General features: G+C 38.0%; 23 protein-coding genes. 9 read left to right on the plus strand and 14 right to left on the minus strand.

Annotation, left to right across the window (positions count from 1 at the left end; genetic code table 11):
- Positions 1 to 76: 76 nt before the first annotated feature.
- Entirely contained in the window at positions 77 to 1,294 is a 1,218-nt protein-coding gene (punC, locus tag B6258_RS10800) for a purine nucleoside transporter PunC (RefSeq protein ID WP_099075258.1), read from the minus strand.
- 118 nt (positions 1,295 to 1,412) lie between these two features.
- Between punC and punR the strand changes: the two genes are divergently transcribed.
- Positions 1,413 to 2,315 (plus strand): DNA-binding transcriptional activator PunR, encoded by a 903-nt coding sequence (gene punR / locus B6258_RS10805; protein ID WP_099075259.1) that lies wholly within the window; start codon positions 1,413 to 1,415, stop codon positions 2,313 to 2,315.
- A gap of 25 nt (positions 2,316 to 2,340) precedes the next feature.
- On the opposite strand, the gene purR is transcribed toward punR, so the two are convergent.
- The gene (gene purR, locus B6258_RS10810; protein WP_099075260.1) at positions 2,341 to 3,366 is read right to left on the minus strand and encodes an HTH-type transcriptional repressor PurR; all 1,026 of its coding nucleotides are present in this window, start codon (positions 3,364 to 3,366) and stop codon (positions 2,341 to 2,343) included.
- A 268-nt stretch (positions 3,367 to 3,634) separates the two neighbouring features.
- On the opposite strand from purR, the gene cydH reads away from it, so the two are divergent.
- Positions 3,635 to 3,718, plus strand: a complete 84-nt coding sequence (gene cydH / locus B6258_RS18565) for a cytochrome bd-I oxidase subunit CydH (RefSeq protein ID WP_103004765.1) — start codon at positions 3,635 to 3,637, stop codon at positions 3,716 to 3,718.
- Positions 3,719 to 3,855: 137 nt separating this feature from the next.
- Here cydH and sodB read toward each other — a convergent pair whose 3' ends face one another.
- Both sodB and B6258_RS10820 read right to left on the minus strand, forming a co-directional pair.
- Positions 3,856 to 4,434 carry a superoxide dismutase [Fe] gene (gene sodB / locus B6258_RS10815; protein WP_072062546.1) on the minus strand — a complete coding sequence of 193 codons (579 nt, stop codon included), beginning with the start codon at positions 4,432 to 4,434 and terminating at the stop codon, positions 3,856 to 3,858.
- 283 nt (positions 4,435 to 4,717) lie between these two features.
- Positions 4,718 to 5,533: a sulfite exporter TauE/SafE family protein gene (locus B6258_RS10820; RefSeq protein ID WP_099075261.1), complete on the minus strand. Its 816-nt coding sequence runs from the start codon at positions 5,531 to 5,533 to the stop codon at positions 4,718 to 4,720.
- 371 nt (positions 5,534 to 5,904) lie between these two features.
- On the opposite strand from B6258_RS10820, the gene B6258_RS10825 reads away from it, so the two are divergent.
- Positions 5,905 to 6,246, plus strand: a complete 342-nt coding sequence (locus tag B6258_RS10825; RefSeq protein WP_006537039.1) for a Grx4 family monothiol glutaredoxin — start codon at positions 5,905 to 5,907, stop codon at positions 6,244 to 6,246.
- Between the two features lie 122 nt (positions 6,247 to 6,368).
- Here the strand turns inward: B6258_RS10825 and rnt are convergent, their stop codons facing one another.
- Both rnt and gloA read right to left on the minus strand, forming a co-directional pair.
- Positions 6,369 to 7,007 carry a ribonuclease T gene (gene rnt / locus B6258_RS10830; protein ID WP_075673239.1) on the minus strand — a complete coding sequence of 213 codons (639 nt, stop codon included), beginning with the start codon at positions 7,005 to 7,007 and terminating at the stop codon, positions 6,369 to 6,371.
- A 95-nt stretch (positions 7,008 to 7,102) separates the two neighbouring features.
- On the minus strand, positions 7,103 to 7,510 hold the full coding sequence (gloA, locus tag B6258_RS10835; protein ID WP_036937247.1) for a lactoylglutathione lyase: 408 nt from the start codon (positions 7,508 to 7,510) through the stop codon (positions 7,103 to 7,105).
- A gap of 185 nt (positions 7,511 to 7,695) precedes the next feature.
- On the opposite strand from gloA, the gene B6258_RS10840 reads away from it, so the two are divergent.
- Both B6258_RS10840 and slyA read left to right on the plus strand, forming a co-directional pair.
- Entirely contained in the window at positions 7,696 to 7,935 is a 240-nt protein-coding gene (locus B6258_RS10840) for a DUF1289 domain-containing protein (protein WP_099075262.1), read from the plus strand.
- A gap of 451 nt (positions 7,936 to 8,386) precedes the next feature.
- The gene (gene slyA / locus B6258_RS10845) at positions 8,387 to 8,815 is read left to right on the plus strand and encodes a transcriptional regulator SlyA (RefSeq protein WP_099075263.1); all 429 of its coding nucleotides are present in this window, start codon (positions 8,387 to 8,389) and stop codon (positions 8,813 to 8,815) included.
- A 309-nt stretch (positions 8,816 to 9,124) separates the two neighbouring features.
- Here slyA and B6258_RS10850 read toward each other — a convergent pair whose 3' ends face one another.
- On the minus strand, positions 9,125 to 9,592 hold the full coding sequence (locus B6258_RS10850; protein ID WP_069369296.1) for an outer membrane lipoprotein: 468 nt from the start codon (positions 9,590 to 9,592) through the stop codon (positions 9,125 to 9,127).
- 221 nt (positions 9,593 to 9,813) lie between these two features.
- On the opposite strand from B6258_RS10850, the gene anmK reads away from it, so the two are divergent.
- The 4 genes from anmK (at position 9,814) to pdxY (ending at position 14,026) form a co-directional block, all read left to right on the plus strand.
- The gene (gene anmK, locus B6258_RS10855) at positions 9,814 to 10,926 is read left to right on the plus strand and encodes an anhydro-N-acetylmuramic acid kinase (RefSeq protein ID WP_099075264.1); all 1,113 of its coding nucleotides are present in this window, start codon (positions 9,814 to 9,816) and stop codon (positions 10,924 to 10,926) included.
- Between the two features lie 43 nt (positions 10,927 to 10,969).
- Complete coding sequence (gene pdxH / locus B6258_RS10860) at positions 10,970 to 11,623, plus strand: pyridoxamine 5'-phosphate oxidase (RefSeq protein ID WP_099075265.1); 654 nt, start codon at positions 10,970 to 10,972, stop codon at positions 11,621 to 11,623.
- Positions 11,624 to 11,759: 136 nt separating this feature from the next.
- Positions 11,760 to 13,034, plus strand: coding sequence for a tyrosine--tRNA ligase (tyrS, locus tag B6258_RS10865; RefSeq protein WP_099075266.1), 1,275 nt, complete (start codon positions 11,760 to 11,762; stop codon positions 13,032 to 13,034).
- Between the two features lie 122 nt (positions 13,035 to 13,156).
- Positions 13,157 to 14,026 carry a pyridoxal kinase PdxY gene (gene pdxY / locus B6258_RS10870; protein WP_099075267.1) on the plus strand — a complete coding sequence of 290 codons (870 nt, stop codon included), beginning with the start codon at positions 13,157 to 13,159 and terminating at the stop codon, positions 14,024 to 14,026.
- Positions 14,027 to 14,115: 89 nt separating this feature from the next.
- Here pdxY and gstA read toward each other — a convergent pair whose 3' ends face one another.
- From gstA to sapB, 7 genes are all read right to left on the minus strand, one after another.
- Positions 14,116 to 14,727, minus strand: a complete 612-nt coding sequence (gstA, locus tag B6258_RS10875; RefSeq protein WP_099075268.1) for a glutathione transferase GstA — start codon at positions 14,725 to 14,727, stop codon at positions 14,116 to 14,118.
- Between the two features lie 212 nt (positions 14,728 to 14,939).
- Positions 14,940 to 15,644 (minus strand): DUF3592 domain-containing protein, encoded by a 705-nt coding sequence (locus B6258_RS10880; protein ID WP_099075269.1) that lies wholly within the window; start codon positions 15,642 to 15,644, stop codon positions 14,940 to 14,942.
- Between the two features lie 254 nt (positions 15,645 to 15,898).
- Complete coding sequence (gene fabI, locus B6258_RS10885; protein WP_072067955.1) at positions 15,899 to 16,687, minus strand: enoyl-ACP reductase FabI; 789 nt, start codon at positions 16,685 to 16,687, stop codon at positions 15,899 to 15,901.
- Positions 16,688 to 16,894: 207 nt separating this feature from the next.
- Complete coding sequence (sapF, locus tag B6258_RS10890) at positions 16,895 to 17,704, minus strand: putrescine export ABC transporter ATP-binding protein SapF (protein WP_099075270.1); 810 nt, start codon at positions 17,702 to 17,704, stop codon at positions 16,895 to 16,897.
- Complete coding sequence (gene sapD, locus B6258_RS10895; RefSeq protein WP_088495738.1) at positions 17,694 to 18,695, minus strand: putrescine export ABC transporter ATP-binding protein SapD; 1,002 nt, start codon at positions 18,693 to 18,695, stop codon at positions 17,694 to 17,696. The genes sapF and sapD overlap by 11 nt, the downstream gene beginning before the upstream one ends.
- Positions 18,695 to 19,588, minus strand: coding sequence for a putrescine export ABC transporter permease SapC (gene sapC, locus B6258_RS10900; RefSeq protein WP_099075271.1), 894 nt, complete (start codon positions 19,586 to 19,588; stop codon positions 18,695 to 18,697). Before sapC ends, sapD begins: the two co-directional genes overlap by 1 nt.
- Positions 19,575 to 20,540: a putrescine export ABC transporter permease SapB gene (gene sapB / locus B6258_RS10905; RefSeq protein ID WP_099075272.1), complete on the minus strand. Its 966-nt coding sequence runs from the start codon at positions 20,538 to 20,540 to the stop codon at positions 19,575 to 19,577. Before sapB ends, sapC begins: the two co-directional genes overlap by 14 nt.
- Positions 20,541 to 20,543 lie beyond the last annotated feature (3 nt).

Here is a 20,543-nt window from a genome sequence, read left to right on the forward strand (position 1 = left end):
TTTTTCTCTATAAAATAAAACGGCTATTTTTTATAAAATAGCCGTTTTTAAGATGAATCTTAAAAAAAGGAGAGGGTTATTCTGCTGTTTGAATTGTGTGCTTGTTAACAGATTTATTACGCTGAATAAAGTAGCCAGCCGCCATTGGGATTGCTGTTAACGCCATAATTGCAGTAGTGTTAATCAGAGGTTGTTGGCTGATAAATGCAGACACAATAAAACTTGCCAAGCTACAAAGACCTAATTGAAGTGCATTTTGTAACGCAGCAGCTTTACCACTGATTTCAGGGTAAGCGGATAAAGCATTAGATACTGCGATTGGATAAGATGCACCATTCATTGCAGCCATAATACAGAACGGAATTAAAATAGTCGTTAATGTTGGTTCAGTAAATTTAGCAACAAGGTATAACGCAGTCATGCTGACAGCATAACCAATTAATAACAGAGGTAGTAGCGTTTTACCTGTCATTTTTGATAGTAAAATACGACAGCCATAACCACCTACCATAAATGCAATAGTTTGTGGAATATAACTTAAACCGATATCCTGTGGAGAGTAGCCCATTTTTTCAAGAATAATGGGTGAGCCAGCTAACCAAGCAAAGAAACCTGCACTACAAGAAGCGTAAACTAATACGTTACCTGTGTAGATAGGGGATTTTAGTAAAGTCATAAATGAAGCAGAAGATTGGTTTGCATCTGTGACTGATTTTTGTTTAATGTTTTTTAGCATTAATGTCGGTAACATTAGAACTAACGTTACTGCCATTAACAGCATGAAAATCATACGCCAGCCACCGTGATCTAATAACGATGCACCGATTAAAGGTGCAAGTGCTGGTGATAATGCAACCAGTGGCATAATTAAAGCAAAAACGTGCTGAGCGCGAGATTCATCAAAACGGTCGATGACAAGAGCTTGCCAAATAACAGCAGCAGAGCAGACGCCGAAAGCTTGTAGGAAGCGCATAGCAAGTAAGCCAGTTGCACTTTCAACCCACAGCATACCAAGGCAGCCTAAAGAGAAAAGGCCTAAACCAATAAGCAGAATAGGTTTACGACCGACTTTGTCAGAAAGTGGTCCCCAAAGTAATTGAGCAACCGCAAAGCCAAATAAAAAAATACTTAAGCTATTACTAATTGCACCTTCGCTGATAGAGAGTTCACGTTGCATTATACCAAATGCAGGTAAGTACATATCAATAGCTAAGTAACCTAGCATACTCAAACCTGCTAGGTACACCATAAAGCTCATAGGTGTTTTTGATTGTGTGGAAGTTTTAGAATTCATTTTATTTTCTATGTTATGTGATGTAGAACATTTTATGTATTGTAACTAAGACCTATTTTACTTGTGAAACGGGAATATTTGGTTAATGCTGTGAAAAATTTTCAAAGGAATAAACTCTATGTGGTCAGAATACTCTTTAGAAGTTGTTGATGCAGTCGCAAGGACAGGAAGTTTTAGCTCCGCTGCTCAAGAATTGCACAGAGTGCCATCCGCCGTTAGTTACACTGTTCGGCAATTAGAGGAATGGCTCGCCGTTCCTTTGTTTGAACGCCGTCACCGTGATGTAGAATTAACCGATGCAGGTAAAATTTTCATCAAAGAAGCGCGATCTGTTATCAAAAAAATGAATGACACTCGGCATCTTTGTCAACAAGTTTCTAATGGGTGGCGCGGTCAATTTAGTATAGCAGTTGATGGCATTGTTAAACCTGAAAGAACACAACAACTTATTCTCGATTTCTATCGCCATTTTCCGGATATTGAACTGTATGTCTACCCAGAAGTATTTAATGGTGTATGGGACTCCTTAGTTAATGGTCGTGTTGACTTAGCCATTGGTGCAACAAGAGCTTCACCAATTGGTGAGCGTTATAGCTTTAGAGATATGGGATTTATGCCTTGGCGCTGTGTTTGTCATGTTGAGCACCCTTTAGCGAAAGCACAACATCCATTAACGGATGATGAAATGCGGCCTTATCCAAGTCTATGCTTAGAAGATACCTCACGCAGTTTACCCAAGCGTGACACTTGGGCGCTAAATAATCAGCGGAGAATGATTGTTCCAACATGGGATATGGGGCTTGAATGTTTGTTAGCAGGATTATGTGTAGGAATGGTGCCTTGGCACCGTGCTGAACCTTTAATCGAACAAGGTAAGCTAGTGACGTTAGAACTAGCACAACCATTGCCAGACAGCCCATGCTGCCTGACGTGGGTCGATAAAAGTGAATCGCCCGCTTTGACATGGTTGTTAGATTATCTTGGAGATAGCCAAACCTTAAATGAGGAATGGCTTCGCTAGAAATCAGATAGCTGAATAATATGAATTAACGACGGTAGTCGATAAAAGGACCGTCAGCAACTGAACGGCGCTCAACTAATCGTGGATGAACTTCGATTGTTTGGGCGTCTTCGCGTTTATTAACGATGCGATCAAGCAACATTGATAATGCCATTTGACCTAAACGTTCTTTGGGCTGGTGGACAGTCGTTAGTGCTGGTGTAAAATAACGTGCATTACGAATATTGTCGTAACCTACAATAGAAATATCGAAAGGAACACGCAGACCAAGTTCATCTGCAGCACAAATTGCACCCATCGCCATCACATCACCACCACAAAAAACAGCAGTAGGGCGATGTTTTTGATTTAGCATTTGGTACATGGCTTTATAACCAGATTCTGGCTCAAAGTCACCTTGTACAATCCACTCATCTTTTACTGTGATTTTTGCTTCTTCCATGGCTTTTAAGAAACCTTGTAAGCGACCACCGCCTGTATTACGTTCTAATGGGCCTGGGATAATACCAATCTCACGATGACCACGCTCAATAAGGTAACGACCCGCAATATAACCGCCATGGAACGCGTTATCGATAATGGTATCTGTAAAATCGCCACGCGCTTTACCCCAATCCATGACAACCATTGGAATATTACGATAGCCCTCTAAAAGAGTAAGAAGGTGATCGGGATATTCAGAACACATGACTAATAATCCATCAACGCGTTTTTGTGCCAGCATCGCTAAATAGGCTTTTTGTTTGTCGAGGTTATTATGTGAATTACATAAAATCAGTGTGTAGCCTTTGCTATAACAACTATTTTCAACAGCTTCAATCACTTCAGCAAAGTAAGGAGCTTCACTGGACGTGGCTAACAGGCCAATAGATTTCGTGTGATTGACTTTTAAACTACGCGCAACGGCACTAGGCGAATAATTTAATTCTTTTATAGCGGCCCAAACTGCTGCCCGTGTGTTCTCAGCAACAAAACGTGTTTTGTTGATCACATGAGAAACCGTCGTGGTTGATACGCCTGCGCGTTTTGCCACGTCTTTTATTGTTGCCATGGTGTGGAAAACTCCTGACCTTCATTGGTCTCTTTTATCTAATTTTATGGTTTAACTGCCAGTATAGTCATACATAGGGCAAACACTGGCAATAATTTAGCGATTAGCTGTGAATTTTGTATGATCTAGCTCAAAAGTGAAAGTATTAATCAATGTTATAAATTGTGCACTGGTCGCTATTTTAGCAAATTTTGATATGTGATAATAATTAACCATGACAAGGTTATGGTTAAAAGTGTGTATTATAATCATTTTGAGGGAGAAATAGATGGATACGGATCTGAAATTTGGTTTGAGTACAGCAGTAGCAGCGCTTGTTATGATTGTTTTATTTTCGACTATGTTGTTCTAATCACTGCTTTATAAAATATCCGATCAACTAAAATAATAGATTATCGAATATCTGAATATAACAAAGGGCTCAAGGCCCTTTGTTATTTTGTCACCAAAAATGAATCTCAATCACTCACCTTTGATTATCTAGCTCAATTAAGCAAGGTTAGCTTCAACAAATGACCAGTTAACCAATGCCCAGAACTCTTCTAAATATTTAACGCGCGCATTACGGTAGTCGATGTAGTAAGCATGTTCCCATACGTCTACGGTTAACAGTGGTTTGTCTGCGCCTGAAACTGGAGTTGCAGCATTAGATGTGTTAACAATTGCAACTGAACCGTCAGCTTTTTTAACTAACCAAGTCCAACCTGAACCGAAGTTTTTAGCTGCTGCATCATTAAATTGCTTTTTGAACTCTTCAAAAGAGCCAAATGCTTTGTTGATAGCATCAGCAATTTTTCCGGTTGGTGCGCCGCCTGCATTTGGTGCTAAACAGTTCCAGTAGAAAGTGTGGTTCCAGACTTGAGCGGCATTATTAAAAATACCACCATCAGTAGATTTGATGATTTCTTCTAAAGATTTGCTTTCTAAATCAGTACCTTTAACCAGATTGTTTAAATTGGTTACATAGGTTTGGTGGTGTTTGCCGTAGTGATATTCTAAAGTTTCTTTAGAGATGTGTGGCTCAAGAGCATCTAACGCATAAGGTAATTTTGGTAATTCGAAAGACATTGCGTACTCCTTTAAACTATCTATTTCGGGTTTTGTGCCTGAAATCATTCCATCAAAATCATTTGAATTGATAGAACGAGGCAAATGAATCACTAAGTTGTTACTATTTTGCTAATTATTTTAACAAAAATCTGCTGAAATAACAGCTAAATATCTTTTATCTATAGTTATAAGCCATATAGATTAATTATACTCATAAGAGTATATCCCTCAGAGTGACTCGTAAAGCAGTAAAATATCGACTGTGATCAGAAGCAGTATCTTCTAATTGTATATTTTCTGCTTACTCCATTATTAGTGTATACATCATTTTCACGACAACTAAGAATAAGAATAGTGCAAATATTTGGCGAACTCTCGGAATAGGTAGGCGATAAGCAACTTTTACACCAACAGGGGCGAAGAGAATACTGGTGATACTTATTCCGATAAAGGCAGGTAAATAGATAAAACCGAAGTAATAGTCATCAATATTTGTTTGATTCCAACCATAGATAACACCCATAATTGTGCCAATGGAAGCGATGATGACACCAATCATTGAAGAGGTTGCAATACATTTACGTGTATTAAATCCCCAATGACTTAAAAGAGGAATAGTGATAGTACCACCAGCAATACCGATAAAACTGGATATAAAGCCAATTAAAGAGCCACCACTGGTTAACGCCAGTTTTGAAACAATAGGATCTTTTACGTTTTCAATGCGTTCTGCTTCTTTCTTTTTAGTTAATAATCCATAGATGGTATATACCATGAAAATACAGAACACGATTTGCAATATCGTGTTTGACATTTTTTGTACCAGAAATGTCCCAACAAGCATACCAATGATAGTGCCGATAGATAATAGAGGAAATTGTTGCCATAAAATGGCTTTATGTTTGTTATGGGAATACGCTGAAGAGGCTGTGGAAAATATAATGACAGAAAATGAGGTAGATAAGGCAATTTTCATCACCATATCTGTTGGAATGGCTTGTTGACTCACTACATACATAACTACAGGAACAATGATTGCACCGCCTCCAATGCCAAGTAATCCAGCAAAAAAGCCAGTGATACATCCCACTAAAAGAAACAGCAAAATCATGTCCATAGTTAATACTCATCAGGTTTTATAATAAACCTATTTATATACATTATATCCTTTTAAGAAGGTAGCGTTTTATCTTAATGTATAGATTATGAAATTTAATGTATTGATTTTGATGTAAACGTTACTCCTCTTTAAAAATAAAAGGTGAAATAATAAGATAGAACACACTCATCACCATCTGTAACCTATTGATTTGTTTTTTTATGCTTTATGGTGTGTTTTTTCATCAGTAACCACGTGGTTTAATAACAACCTATTGTTTTATATCGAGAAATAAACTTATATAGAGGTTTCTAATATAAAGTGGTATTCTTCTTTCATGTTTTCCCCTATAAAGCATATCGAATATAAAAGGCTGTAAGGACTTACAAATGACGACTATTGAAAAAATTGAACGCCAGATCAATGAAAACCCAATTATTTTATACATGAAAGGTTCACCAAAATTACCAAGTTGTGGTTTTTCTGCTCAGGCAGTTCAAGCTATCTCTGCTTGTGGTGAGCGTTTTGCGTATGTTGATATCTTGCAAAACCCAGATATTCGTGCAGAATTACCAAAATATGCACACTGGCCAACCTTCCCACAATTATGGGTAGATGGTGAATTAGTCGGTGGATGTGACATTATTTTAGAAATGTATCAGCGCGGTGAATTACAGAAGTTATTAAAAGAGACTGCTGATAAATATCGTGGTGAAGAAGAAGCACAGTAATTAATTTTTATCGTTTCGGTATTGAAACGCATAAAAATAATGAGATCTTCAGTAAAAAAGCCAGTTCAATATTTGAACTGGCTTTTTTCTGTTATTCATAATGTATCAGTGGAATCATGGCTTCAGGGTGTAGGCAATGGCCATCCACCAAGCTTTTTCCAACGGTTAACTAATTCACAAAAAAGTAATGATGTGCGATTAGTATCATATAACGCGCCATGCGCTAATTTGCTATCAAAGGGAATACCCGCAGTGATGCAGGCTTTAGCCAAAATTGTCTGCCCTAATACCAATCCACTTAAAGCCGCCGTATCAAAGGTGGCAAAAGGGTGAAAAGGATTACGTTTTAATCCTGCACGCTCAGCAGCAGCCATTACAAAGCTGTGATCAAAATTTGCATTATGAGCCACAATAATGGCGCGATTACAATCTGCATCCTTCATTCCCTTACGTACCATTTTAAAAATGGCATGAAAGGCTTCATATTCACTGACTGCACCACGTAAAGGATTGGTTGGATCAATACCTGTAAATTCTAAGGCTGCTGGCTCTAGATTAGCCCCTTCAAAGGGTTCAACATGAAAATGTAATGTGTTATCAGGTTTTAGCCAACCTTGTTCATCCATTTTTAATGTAATGGCGGCGATTTCAAGTAAACCGTCTGTTTTCGCATTAAATCCACCTGTTTCAACATCAATAACAACAGGGTAGTAACCCCGAAAACGGTTACAAAGCTTATTGGGATTATTTATATCAGGCATTAAATTGTACTTATCCGATAAAAATAGAATATCGGAAATTGATAATCAGTAAGGCCAGAAAGATACACATGTTATCTTTCTGGTTTTAATAAAAATTAGTTACCTAGAGCGTGACTTGCACTTTTGTTTTCGATGAGTTCGATTTTATATCCATCAGGATCTTCAACAAAAGCAATAATTGTTGAGCCACCTTTTACTGGGCCTGCATCACGGGTAACATTACCGCCAGCTTGGCGAATGGCTTCACAGGTTGCAGCAACATCATCAACACCTAATGCCACATGCCCAAAAGCGGTTCCCATTTCGTAGCTGTTTACACCCCAGTTATAGGTCAACTCGATAACCGCACCGGTGCTTTCATCACCATAACCAACAAAAGCTAACGAGTATTTATATTCCTCATTCTCGCTAGTGCGTAGAAGTTGCATACCTAAAACCTTGGTATAAAAGTCGATAGAACGTTGTAAATCGCCCACACGGATCATGGTATGAAGTACTCGCATATAAACCTCTTGTGTTTTTTTAATGATTAAACCCTACAGATAAACTGATGGCGGAGTACTATAGCGCGTTAAAGCCCTAAAGTTCAATTTTACTACGCCTTCAACAGTTCAATAAATCCTGTTGTGCAGATAATATCTCTATTAACTATACTCTATTGTAACAAACAATAGGGAGGGAAAATCAAATGCAAGAACAATTAGAATTTTTTGATATTCCTAGCCCTTGTATTGGGCGTTGTGAAATGAATGCACAAGGATATTGCGTTGGGTGCTATCGTAGCCGTCAAGAGCGGTTTAATTGGTCAACAATGAACCAACAAGAGAAAAGAAATATATTACGACTTTGTCAGCAACGTTATTTAAGAACATTAAAAAAATGGGGTTCTTCAATTGAAAAAGAGAACGAACAACTCAATTTATTTTAAATCTTCCACTTATTTTTTAATATTAAAACAATAATTAACTATCGTTTTAATTCATTATTGTTATTTATTGTAGTTGTGTGGTTTATTATTTTTTCTTTATTAATATAAAAATACAGATTTAAAGTGTTATTGTTCGGTTGTATTTGTAAGGATTTGATTATATTGTTGTTTTTTCCCTCTTTGTATTTGGGTTTTAAAATAATAATAATTATTATGTAAAAAAATATAGATTAGTTTTTATAACAAGGTTATTCTTTATGAACTTTCTTTTCTAGAAAGAAATGGTTTAATTATATCTGGAAAATAATTACTTATCTGATAAATAGGATTATAACTATATTAGTTATTAAAGGTAATATTTTAATTAAAAAGAATAGGTAAATATTGTATTAAAAATGAATATCTAAACTTTGTAATAAGTTGACTGAAAATGCTAATTAAGGAGAGATAAGTGGAATCAACATTAGGAGCTGATTTAGCGCGTTTAGTTCGATTATGGCGTGCTTTAATTGATCATCGTCTCAAACCATTAAAATTAACCCAAACCCATTGGGTTACTTTATACAATATCAGCAAATTACCTCCAGAGCAGTCACAAATCCAATTGGCAAAAGCAATAGGAATCGAGCAACCGTCTTTAGTGAGAACCTTAGATCAACTGGAAGAAAAAAAACTGATATGTCGGCATACATGTGCAAATGATCGTAGAGCAAAACGTATAAAATTAACAAAAGAATCTGAGCCTTTTATTAATGAGGTTTATACTGTTATAGAAAAAACGAGACGAGAAATATTAGGTGGTATTCAACTAGACGAAATCGAAAGACTAATAGGTACAATTCAAAAAATAGAAAAAAATATAAATAGATTAAATGACTAATAATTTCAAATTTAATATATATTCTATTTAAATAATATTAATTACATGATGATAACTATACTCTAAATAATTCATTTTTCAGCTAGATAACAAGTGGATGAATCACTAGGAACATATAAAATATGTAACTGGTGCGAGTAAACGATGTCAACAACATTGAAACTTGAAATATGACGAGTATATAACGAATATCATTACATAGTTCTAATTGTAATAATTAGATTATATATTCGAGCTCTCTTTAGGTTACTTATTATTGAGTCATAAAATAAAACAGGCAACTTTAATGTTGCCTGTTTTTGTTGCTAATTAGCGAGGAGAAACAGTTAAGTTATTTCCGTTACCAATAACTGCAACACGTTGACCTTGGCTATAAACAGTATTATCTGCTTTTTGAACGATGGCGACAGTTTTACCAGTATCTAAGCGAACTTCAATTTGAACACCCTTAGTGGTATTTAAAGCACCTTGTGCTTGTTGCCCTGCCATACCACCTGCAATTGCACCCGCGGCTGTTGCAAGATTACGACCCGTACCACCGCCCACCGTGTTACCTAACATACCGCCAAGAACGGCACCACCGATAGCGCCTAAAATATTCTCATCGCTACCCGCTTGAATATTCACTGCACGTACAGAAACCACTGTACCATAAGTAATATTTTGAGCTTGTTTTGCTTGGCTTGCGGTGTAAGTGTCGCCGGATAGTGAATTTGTATTCACACAACCAGTAAGTACAGTCATTGTGAAAAGACCAATAAGTAAATGCTTAAACATAGTCACTCCTAAAGAAAACCTGAGGTAAATGGCTCAGATTATACCAATGTTATCTAGTATCAGTTATAGCTCGTTTTTTGCGTATGTCGACACTGATTTTAATAATATATAGCTTACTATATAGTAAAGGCCGATAGTAAAAACAGAAGAGATTTCTGAAAACAGAGAATATAACATTATATGTTAAAAATTTGCATCATCTTGATTATAAGGAAAAGAACATGATAGCAGGGCGGTACATTGGCGTGATGTCTGGCACAAGCTTAGATGGTGTTGATGTTGTATTAGCTGCAATCAATAATAAGTTCGTTGCACAACAAGAAAATCACTTTCTGCCTTATCCACAAAACCTACGCCAACGAATTTTAGCTGTTTGCCAAGGGCAACCAGCTACCTTGCATGAAATCGGTCTATTAGATGCCCAATTGGGCGAACTTTATGCGCAAGCAATTATAGAATTACTCGCAAAAGTAAAACTGAGTGCGAGTGATATTACGGCGATAGGGTGTCATGGACAAACCATTTGGCATGAGCCAGAAAGTGATATGCCATTTACTATGCAAATTGGTGACAACAACCGTGTTGCTGCCCTAACAGGCATTACAACAGTCGGTGATTTTCGTCGCAGAGATATTGCTTACGGTGGACAAGGTGCCCCTTTAGTACCTGCTTTTCATCTTGCCGTATTGGGACATTCTGTTGAAAAACGAGTGATTTTGAATATTGGTGGTATCGCCAATATCTCATTGTTATTACCCGGAATAGCAGTCAAAGGCTACGATACGGGGCCAGGAAATATGCTATTAGATAGTTGGAATTGGATCCATAACCAAACACCCTATGATGATAATGGCAAATGGGCGGCTACTGGTACTGTAAACGCAACTTTATTGAAAGATATGCTCTCAGATCCTTACTTTTCACGTTCAGCACCTAAAAGTACAGGGCGAGAATATTTCAATACACAATGGTTAAATTACCATTTAGCAAGAGTACCTAATGTTTTTCCTGAAGATGTACAAGCAACGCTAGTTGAATTAACCGCGATAAGTATTGTGCAACAGATCCAATTAAACGGTGGATGTGAACGTTTACTTGTTTGTGGCGGAGGGGCGCGAAATGGGCAAATTATGCATCGCTTAGCTTCATTATTACCGGGTACAGAAGTCGCAACAACGGATAAATATGGTTTAAGTGGTGATGATATGGAAGCGTTGGCATTTGCTTGGTTAGCTGCTCGCACTATTGCAAATGAATCAGGGAATTTGCCTTCTGTAACAGGGGCATCGAGAGAAACCGTTTTAGGGGCGATTTACCCTACAAATCCTCGTTAAGCGTGATATGCTGAACGCAGTTTCTCAAAAGAGAGAGTGAAAAATGACAGAACTTGATTTTATTGATGTTGCAGATTTACGCCGCGAATATATGAAGGGTGGACTACGACGTCATGAGTTAACTGAACAGCCATTAGTGTTGTTTGAAAAGTGGCTAAAACAGGCCTGTGAAGCACGTTTGAGTGATCCTACTGCAATGTGTGTTGCCACGGTTGATGAAAATGGACAACCTTACCAACGTATCGTGTTATTAAAACATTTCGATGAACATGGCTTAGTCTTTTACACCAACTTGGGCAGTCGCAAGGCGAGTCATTTAGAGCACAATCAACGAGTCAGTTTATTATTCCCTTGGTATCCATTAGAAAGACAAGTTTGTTTTTTAGGAAAAGCGGAAAAACTTTCTCCTATTGAAGTTATTAAATATTTCCATAGTCGCCCTAAAGATAGTCAAATTGCAGCGTGGGCTTCTCAACAGTCTTCTCGCATTTCCGCAAGAGGCGTGTTAGAAAGTAAGTTTCTGGAATTAAAACAGAAATTCCAAAATGGGGAAGTGCCATTACCGAGTTTCTGGGGTGGATATCGTGTGACATTTGATTCTGTTGAATTTTGGCAAGGACGAGAAAATCGTTTACATGATCGCTTTATCTACCAAAAATCACCAGAAGGATGGGATATTGAGCGATTAGCACCTTAATGAATGGGGTATTAATAAATTTGTCTCAAAAAGTCTTTTTCTACTGGTACTTAATGTAGTGGCGCTTTATGCTATACCACTTGTGTTTCACTTATATTTTAAATAGACAAAAAACAATAAACCGATGGAGTCATTGATGTCTAGCAAGAACCTAATCACACAATTGCAGGAGCGTGGGCTAATCGCTCAGGTCACGGATGAGGCAGCTTTAGTTGAGCGTTTGGAGCAAGGTCCTATCGCTCTCTATTGTGGCTTCGATCCTACCGCTGATAGCCTGCACTTGGGGCATTTGGTTCCTTTGCTGTGTTTAAAACGATTCCAACTAGCCGGGCATAAGCCTGTGGCGTTGGTGGGTGGTGCAACGGGTCTAATTGGTGATCCTAGTTTTAAAGCCACCGAGCGCAAACTGAATACCCAAGATACTGTTCACGAATGGGTAGAGAAAATTCGTAAACAAGTGTCACCTTTTTTAGATTTCAACAGTGGTGAAAACAGTGCGGAATTAGCAAACAACTATGACTGGTTTGGTCAAATGGATGTGCTGACATTCCTGCGTGATATCGGTAAACACTTCTCTGTGAACCAAATGATCAACAAAGAAGCGGTTAAACAACGTTTAAACCGTGACGATGTGGGTATCTCTTTTACTGAATTCGCCTATAACCTATTACAAGCTTATGACTTTGCGTCATTAAATACGCATTTAGGTGTTGAATTACAAATCGGTGGCTCTGATCAATGGGGTAATATCACTTCAGGTATCGATTTAACCCGTCGTTTCAATCAGAAACAAGTATTTGGTATGACTGTACCATTAATTACTAAATCTGATGGAACTAAATTCGGTAAGACAGAAGGTGGTGCGGTTTGGTTAGATCCTAAGAAAACAAGCCCATACAAATTCTACCAGTTCTGGATCAATACAGCCGATGCTGACGTTTATCGCTTCTTAAAATTCTTCACATTTATGAGCATTGAAGAAATTAATGCACTCGAAGAAGAAGATAAAAATAGCGGTCAAGCGCCTCGTGCTCAACGTGTATTAGCAGAACTGGTTACTGGTTTGGTTCATGGTGACGAAGGTTTAATCGCCGCTAAACGTATTACAGAAAGCTTATTCTCTGGTGCAATTACAGACTTAACACAAGCTGACCTTGAACAATTAGCACAAGATGGTATGCCAACAATTGAGTTAGAAAAAGGCAGTGATTTACAACAAGCGCTGGTTAACGCAGAATTAGTTCCTTCTCGCGGTCAGGCTCGTACAATGATTGGCTCTAACGCAGTTTCAATTAATGGCGAAAAACAAGACAACCCTGAATACGTCTTTGAAGAAAAAGATTTCTTATTTGGTCACTACTCCATTTTACGTCGTGGTAAAAAACATTACTGCCTTGTTATCTGGAAATAATTGACAGTAAAGGGCAGCCAGTGAGTTGCCCTTTTTCTTAATAACAATAAATAAACGTATATACCTCGCCTATGATGATAAAGCTTGGGTGTTGTGTGTATTCACAATAATCGGTTTATGTCATGAAAAATATACTCTCTATTCAGTCACATGTTGTTTTCGGTCATGCAGGTAACAGCGCCTCTGAGTTTCCAATGCGTCGTATGGGGGTGAATGTTTGGCCTCTAAATACCGTGCAATTTTCAAATCACACACAATATCCAGAAAAATGGACTGGCTGTGTTATGTCAGCAGAACATATTACTGAGATTGTTGATGGTATTGCCGCAATCGGTAAACTTTCACAATGTGATGCAGTATTAAGTGGCTATTTGGGATCGGCTGAACAAGGTTTGCGCATTGTTGATATTGTTAAAAAAGTAAAACAAGCGAATCCTAACGCATGGTATTTTTGTGATCCTGTAATGGGACATCCTGAAAAAGGGTGTATTGTTCCTCCTGCTGTTTCCGGCGTGCTGTGTGAAGAAGCATTACCTATTAGTGATATTATTGCACCTAATTTATTAGAGCTTGAAACATTAAGTGGTGGCAAAGCTCTTCATAATGTTGATGAATGCGTAAATGCTGCCCGTGAATTGTGTAAACAAGGCCCTAAGATTGTATTAGTAAAACACTTATCACGTGCTGGATATCGTCATGATCGTTTTGAAATGCTGCTAGTAACCGCAGAGCATAGTTGGCATGTTAGCCGTCCATTAGTTGATTTTGGTGAGCGTCAACCTGTGGGTGTTGGTGATTTAACAAGTGGTTTAATGCTGGTGGATTTACTCAAAGGCGTTGAATTACAAATGGCATTAGAACACGTTGCCGCGGCAGTTTATGAAGTGATGCTAAAAACGAAAGAGATGAATGAGTACGAACTGCAACTCGTTGCTGCTCAAGATCAAATGGTGCATCCAACACACAGATTCTGCGCAACACAGTTAGATTAAACCACACAAATTCTAAGAAAAGAAAAAGCGGATATAAATATTACGTCCGCTTTTTTATTGTATTAAGATTATTTTTATTACGTTTTAACTTACTCTTTAATTAACCCTTCAGTGACCAGTGCGCTGTGTACATTAGGGCGTTGTGCAATGTGTTTTAGGTAATTTTGTAGGTGTGTTAAATCAGTTAAATCTAAACCAACATGCGGCGCCCATTGGCTTAAGGTAAATAAATAGGCATCAATAACCGTAAAATGCTCACCACAGGCATATTTCTGTTTGCTCAATACATCATTAATATAAGCGAATTTACTTTTTAATTTCGTTTTAACAACAGGTACATAGCTTTCAGGTGTATCTGGTGAAAATAGCGGGCCATAGCCTTTATGCACTTCACTTGCAAGAAAGTTTAACCACTCAATTTGATGATAACGTTCTAGCGATTTTGGGGATGCAATTAAATTTCTATCAGGTTTTAAGTCTGCTAGGTATTGCACAATTGCAACACCTTCAGTCAAAATATCACCATTATCTAATTGAAGGACAGGGACTTGGCCTTTTGGGTTGATGGTTAGAAAATCTTTCCCCGATTCTGTTTTCTTAGCACGTAAATCGATGCGCTCTATTGAGAAATCTAAACCTGTTTCACGTAAAACGATATGAGGGGAAAGTGAGCAACTACCTGGCGTGTAGTACAATTTCATATTGAATAGCTCCCTATCAATGAGGTGGTGAATTAACTTACAGATATCAGAATATCTTTACTAATATAAGATGATAAGAGGTTCTAAGAAATTAGCAAACTCAAAAGGTGCGAATAAAAAAGGCTTTTGTAAATTTGTGAACAAGACGGTTAATTGATGAAATTACACGAAAATAAATGCTCCCTATATTTTTAAATATAAAGAACATTTATTTATGACTCTTCAAATGAAGGTAAAAATGAAATATCAAGGTAATAAATTTTGGGGTTCTTTTTATCAACATAAACGGTAACCAGTTCCCTATTAATATAAGGTGTGGGATCAAAGAAGATATAACCACTTTTATAACGAATTAATCGATTGTTTAATGTATCATGATAATCAGCAATAATTTGATAGGGAGAACGGTGATTAAAACGGATATGGTTATTAATAATAATTTCAGATATTTTTACATTGATAGGCATTCCATCGCGTTTTAATCGTTGATCCCTTGTGGCTCTTCTTCTGATAAAATACAAAGGGATAAGCCCTGTTGATGCAAATACCAGTCCAAAAATACTTAATATAGTCCCCGCGCCATATAAGCCTAAAAAGTTGTTTATCGTGGCTCTTTGTGGATCATTTGGAAGATAAATAATATTAATTTTTTCACCAAGATAAAAGCGAGATTGACTACCACCTTCCGGTGAACGGAACGTTATTTCTCTATTATCTGCTGTGTTGAATTGAATAATAGGGTGATAAAAATAGCTGCCACCAGAAGACTTACTGACACTTTGGTCAATAACAACGCCTGTTGTTTCTATTCCATTTCTTACTACATTTAATTCAGATTTAATAACGAATAAAGCCACAACAAAAATAATTGCACCAATAAGAGCAAAAATATAAAACAGAAATCTAAATTTCTTCATACATTAAATCCTTTTATTAATATGTAATTATTTTATCGCTAATATAAAGAAAAGATTATAGGAATAAGCTAAAAAACAAAAGTGAAATTTATCTAACAGAGTTATGATATTAAAAATGAAAGGAAAAAGGGAGATATTAGATAAAAAACGGGTATTTAATAGAGGTAAGAGTAAAAAGCGTAGAAGCAACATAAAAAACCATAAAAAAGCCAGCCTGAACAGTAAGGCTGGCTTCTATTATTTATAGAACAAAATTATTTTAGTTCTAATTCATTCATTGCAGCGATGCTGAAACCGCCATCTACGTGAATGATTTCACCGGTGATACCACCAGATAAGTCAGAGCATAGGAATGCTGCTGTATTACCAACATCTTCGGTTGTTACAGTACGGCGCAGAGGCGTTACTGACTCGCAATGGCTTAACATTTTACGGAAATCTTTGATACCAGATGCCGCTAATGTACGGATTGGGCCAGCAGAGATACCGTTAACACGAATACCTTCAGGACCCATAGCATTTGCCATATAACGAACGTTAGCTTCTAAAGAGGCTTTCGCTAGACCCATAACGTTATAGTTAGGGATTGCACGTTCAGCGCCTAAATAAGTCAGAGTTAACAGCGCTGAATTTGGATTTAGCATTTCACGGCTTGCTTTCGCCATTGCAACGAAGCTGTATGCACTGATGTCGTGAGCAATTTTAAAGCCTTCACGCGTTACTGCATTAACGTAATCGCCATCTAATTGGTCAGCAGGAGCAAAACCGATAGAGTGAACAAAACCATCATATTTAGGCCAAACTTTTGCAAGTTCTGCGTACATAGTATCGATGCTTTCGTCTTTTGACACATCACACTCTAATACGATATTTGAGTCTAATGATGCTGCAAATTCTTCAACGCGTGGTTTCAGTTTTTCATTTTGGTAAGTAAATGCAAGTTCTGCACCTTGGTCACGCATAGCTTTGGCAATACCATAAGCAATTGATAATTTACTAGCAACACCAGTAATAAGAATGCGTTTGCCGGTCATAAAGCCCATAGCTGTATCCTTGTTTTTTCGTAAATCGCGATAATAACATCATTCACAGTTTTATTTATCTGTTAGGTTATCACGCTTATTGTTAATAAACGTGGCTGATTCTACCACGACATTTGTAAATTTGTTTAATTTCCCTAGCACCTCCGAGGAGTTAAGGAAAAAGGGTGAAATAATGTGCAATCAACATTATGCTTATATTGTTTACACTTAAGTCAAATCTTGACGCCAAGCTTCTGCTGTTAAGGCTTCACCAAAGTGACTTGCTACCAATCTTCGAGTGACTTCATGTAATGGTGATGCAAGAACTTCCGCGGTATTGCCACGTTCAACGACTTCGCCATTATCCATCACAATGATTTTATCGCTAATATGTTTTGTCATGCCTAAGTTTTGTGTCACATAAATATAGGCAATATCATGAGTCTCTTGCAGTTCTAACATCAAGTTTATAATTTGCGAGCGTAAAGACATATCCAGCGAAGCTATTGCCTCATCGGCAATAATGACTTGAGGTTGTAATATCAATGCTCGTGCAAGCGCAATTCGTTGGCGCTGACCTGATGCAAACATATGCGGATAATAGTTTGCATGCTCAGGCAAAAGACCCACTTGACGTAATGTTTGGTAAATTCGTTTCTCACGCTCAATCGCACTTAAGTCCGTATTCAGTCGTAAAGGGATCTCTAATGTTTGACCGATACGTTGGCGCGGATTTAATGAGTTAGTGGGATCTTGAAATATCATTCTAATTCGCTGGCTACGATAAGGGTAATCACCAAAAGTCAGTTGATGCCCATTAATAAAAATATCACCACCCGTAGGCTCAGTCACACCTGATAACATTCTCGCGAGTGTCGATTTTCCCGAACCATTAGCACCAATAATAGCTAAAGTTTGCTTGGGTTCTAGCGAAAAACTCACGGGTTTTACGGCTTCTAACTGCTGACGCCGAAATAATCCAGTACGATAGCGAAATGTTTTTGATAAATTTTTCACCTCAAGCAGTTTATCGAACATCTGTTGGCTCCACATTTAACGGAAAATGACAAGCCACGGCATGGTTTTTAAATAAACGTAACCGAGGTGCTTCAATACATTGTCGCTGCGCATAAGGGCAGCGAGGCCCTAAACGGCAACCCACAGGTAAATGCTCAAGAGAAGGGATTGCGCCGGGTAATGTATTTAAACGGCTCTTATGTGCTAATGAGTTGGTAAAATCGGGAATAGAGCGGATCAACGCTTGAGTATAAGGGTGATAAGGTGTCACCAATAACTCGTCAGGGGAGGCTGTTTCGACGGTTTGACCACAATACATAACCGTAATTTTATTCGCCAATTTACTCATCCATTGCAAATCATGGCTAATCAATAAAATGGTCATATTGTTATTTTGATTGAGTCGAGTCAGTAAACGAAAAATTTGGGTTTGTGTTGCTGGCTCCATTGCGTTAGTCGGTTCATCCGCAATAAGCAATCGAGGTTGATTGGCGATAGCAATGGCAATCATCACTTTTTGGCACTCACCCTCAGTTAACTCATAAGGGTAACTGCGCATAATGTCTTTATGATCTTTAATACCTACACGGTGTAATAGTTCAATTGCGCGGCGTTTCCGCCAATGAAAGCGTTGCCACCAATGGCCTTTAAAAGTCCACCCAGGAATTGCCTGTATAAGCTGTTGCTCAATTTTTGTAGCAGGATCAAGACAAGATTGTGGCTCTTGGAAAATCATTGAGACATTATGACCAATGACACGGCGTCGCGCTCTTGGTGATAATTTAAGTAAATCGATATCATCAAAACGGAAGCGATCGGCTGTCACACTGATATTATCTTTTGTAACGCCACAAATTGCTTTTGCAATTAAGCTTTTACCCGATCCCGATTCACCAACAAGGCCTCTCACTTCACCTTCATTTAAGGTTATAGAAACACGATCTACCGCTTTTACTGGGCCATCGGGTGTCATAAATTCAATGGTTAAATTGCGTATATCTAATAAAGGCATTATTCAACTCCCTCATTTATTGCACGCTGTAAACCATCACCTAAAAGGTTCACCAATAAAACGCTTATCATAATTGTGGCGCCCGGAATTAAGACAGTCCAAGGAGCAACATAAATTAACTCTAATGAATCACCTAACATCGCTCCCCATTCTGGTGAAGGAAGTTGGGCACCTAAATTGAGAAAACCTAATGCTGTAATATCAAGAATAGCAATTGAGAAGGCGCGTGTTAATTCAGAAACTAATACAGGCGTAATATTAGGCAGTACGGTATACCATAAAATGGAAATGTTCGATGCACCATCGAGTCGAGAAGCAATAACATACTCTTTGTTTAATTCATCATTAACCGCAGAGTAAATCATTCTGACTAAACGAGGTAACAGCGCCAGCCAAATAGCTATCATTGCGTGGCCAAGGCTTGTTCCTACAAAAGCCACAACAATAATAGCAAGCAATAGGGATGGAATTGATAATAGTGTGTCTAATATATGATTGAGAATGGCGGATTTTAAGCCATGGGTCATACCAGCAAAACAACCGATAATTAATCCCATTAGTGTCGCAGCAAAAGTGACAATAAATGCACCACCAAAGGTCATGCTTGTACCAATTAAAATTCGGCTAAAGACATCACGCCCTAAATCATCTGTACCAAAGAAATAGGAAACATTACCGTTTTGATACCAAGATGGCGGCGTCAGTTGATGGCCAAAAAATTGTTGGTCGAGTGCATAAGGCGCAATATAAGGGCCTATAATACTGAGCACTAAGAGAAAAAGGACGCCATAAAACCCTACCATTGAGATAACGTCTTTAGAAAAACATTGCCAAATCACCGCAGCGGGTGAAGGTGTTTTTTTCTCTTTATAAAATTGGCTATCTAAAGGCATATCCCACCTTGTGTTTCATTGGGTTGCTCATTGCGCCCACAATATCTGATAAGACGTTGACAATAATGACCATAGAACCCACCAACATGACGCCGGCTGAAATAGCAGAGTAATCTTGTTGGCGGATTGCTGTAACTAACCAACGGCCAAGCCCTGGCCAGTTAAATACAATTTCTGTCACCATCGTTAATGTCAGCATGGTGGAGAACTGTAAGCCTAATTTAGGGATGATAGGGGGTAAAGCATTATGAAGAATATGGCGACGAATAATTGTAAAACGTGAGAGACCTCGAGTTGCGGCAGCTTTTACGTAGTTCTCTGACATAATTTCTTCAGTACTATTTCGCATTAATCGAATAACTTCGGTTGTTGGTGCAATAGCTAGCGTTATTACGGGTAAAATGAGATGCTGTGATACGTTAATGATCATTTGTTGGCGATAAGGTGAATCAGATAACCATGCATCCACTAATGCAATGCCTGTAATAGGTTTCAAGTTATAAAGCAAATCAATACGGCCTGAAACAGGTAGCCAACCTAATTTTAGTGAGAAGAAAAGCGTTAACAACAATGCAAGCCCAAATACAGGCACAGAAAAACCTAAGAGCGCGAAATTACTGATAATAATATCGGCGGATTTATTGCGCCAAACCCCCGCAATAATGCCAGCAGGAATGCCGACAATAAGGGCAAAAAGAAAGGCTAATGTACAAAGCTCCATGGTTGCTGGAAGTGCTTCAACCAATTGTGCTTTGATAGGTTCACCATTGATAGAAGAAATACCAAAATCAAAATGGACCATATTATGGGTATAAAAAAAGTAGGCATCGATGAGTGATGCTCCACTTAATGGGGCATTGGGTGTGTAATAGCTTAGGCTAAAGCTCACTAGCGACAAAAAGAACAGTGTCACAAGTAATAAAAGTAATCGACGTATTGAATAAATAATCATGGA

Origin of the sequence: Proteus alimentorum (assembly GCF_002607735.1) — a bacterium.
GTDB classification, from domain to species: domain Bacteria; phylum Pseudomonadota; class Gammaproteobacteria; order Enterobacterales; family Enterobacteriaceae; genus Proteus; species Proteus alimentorum.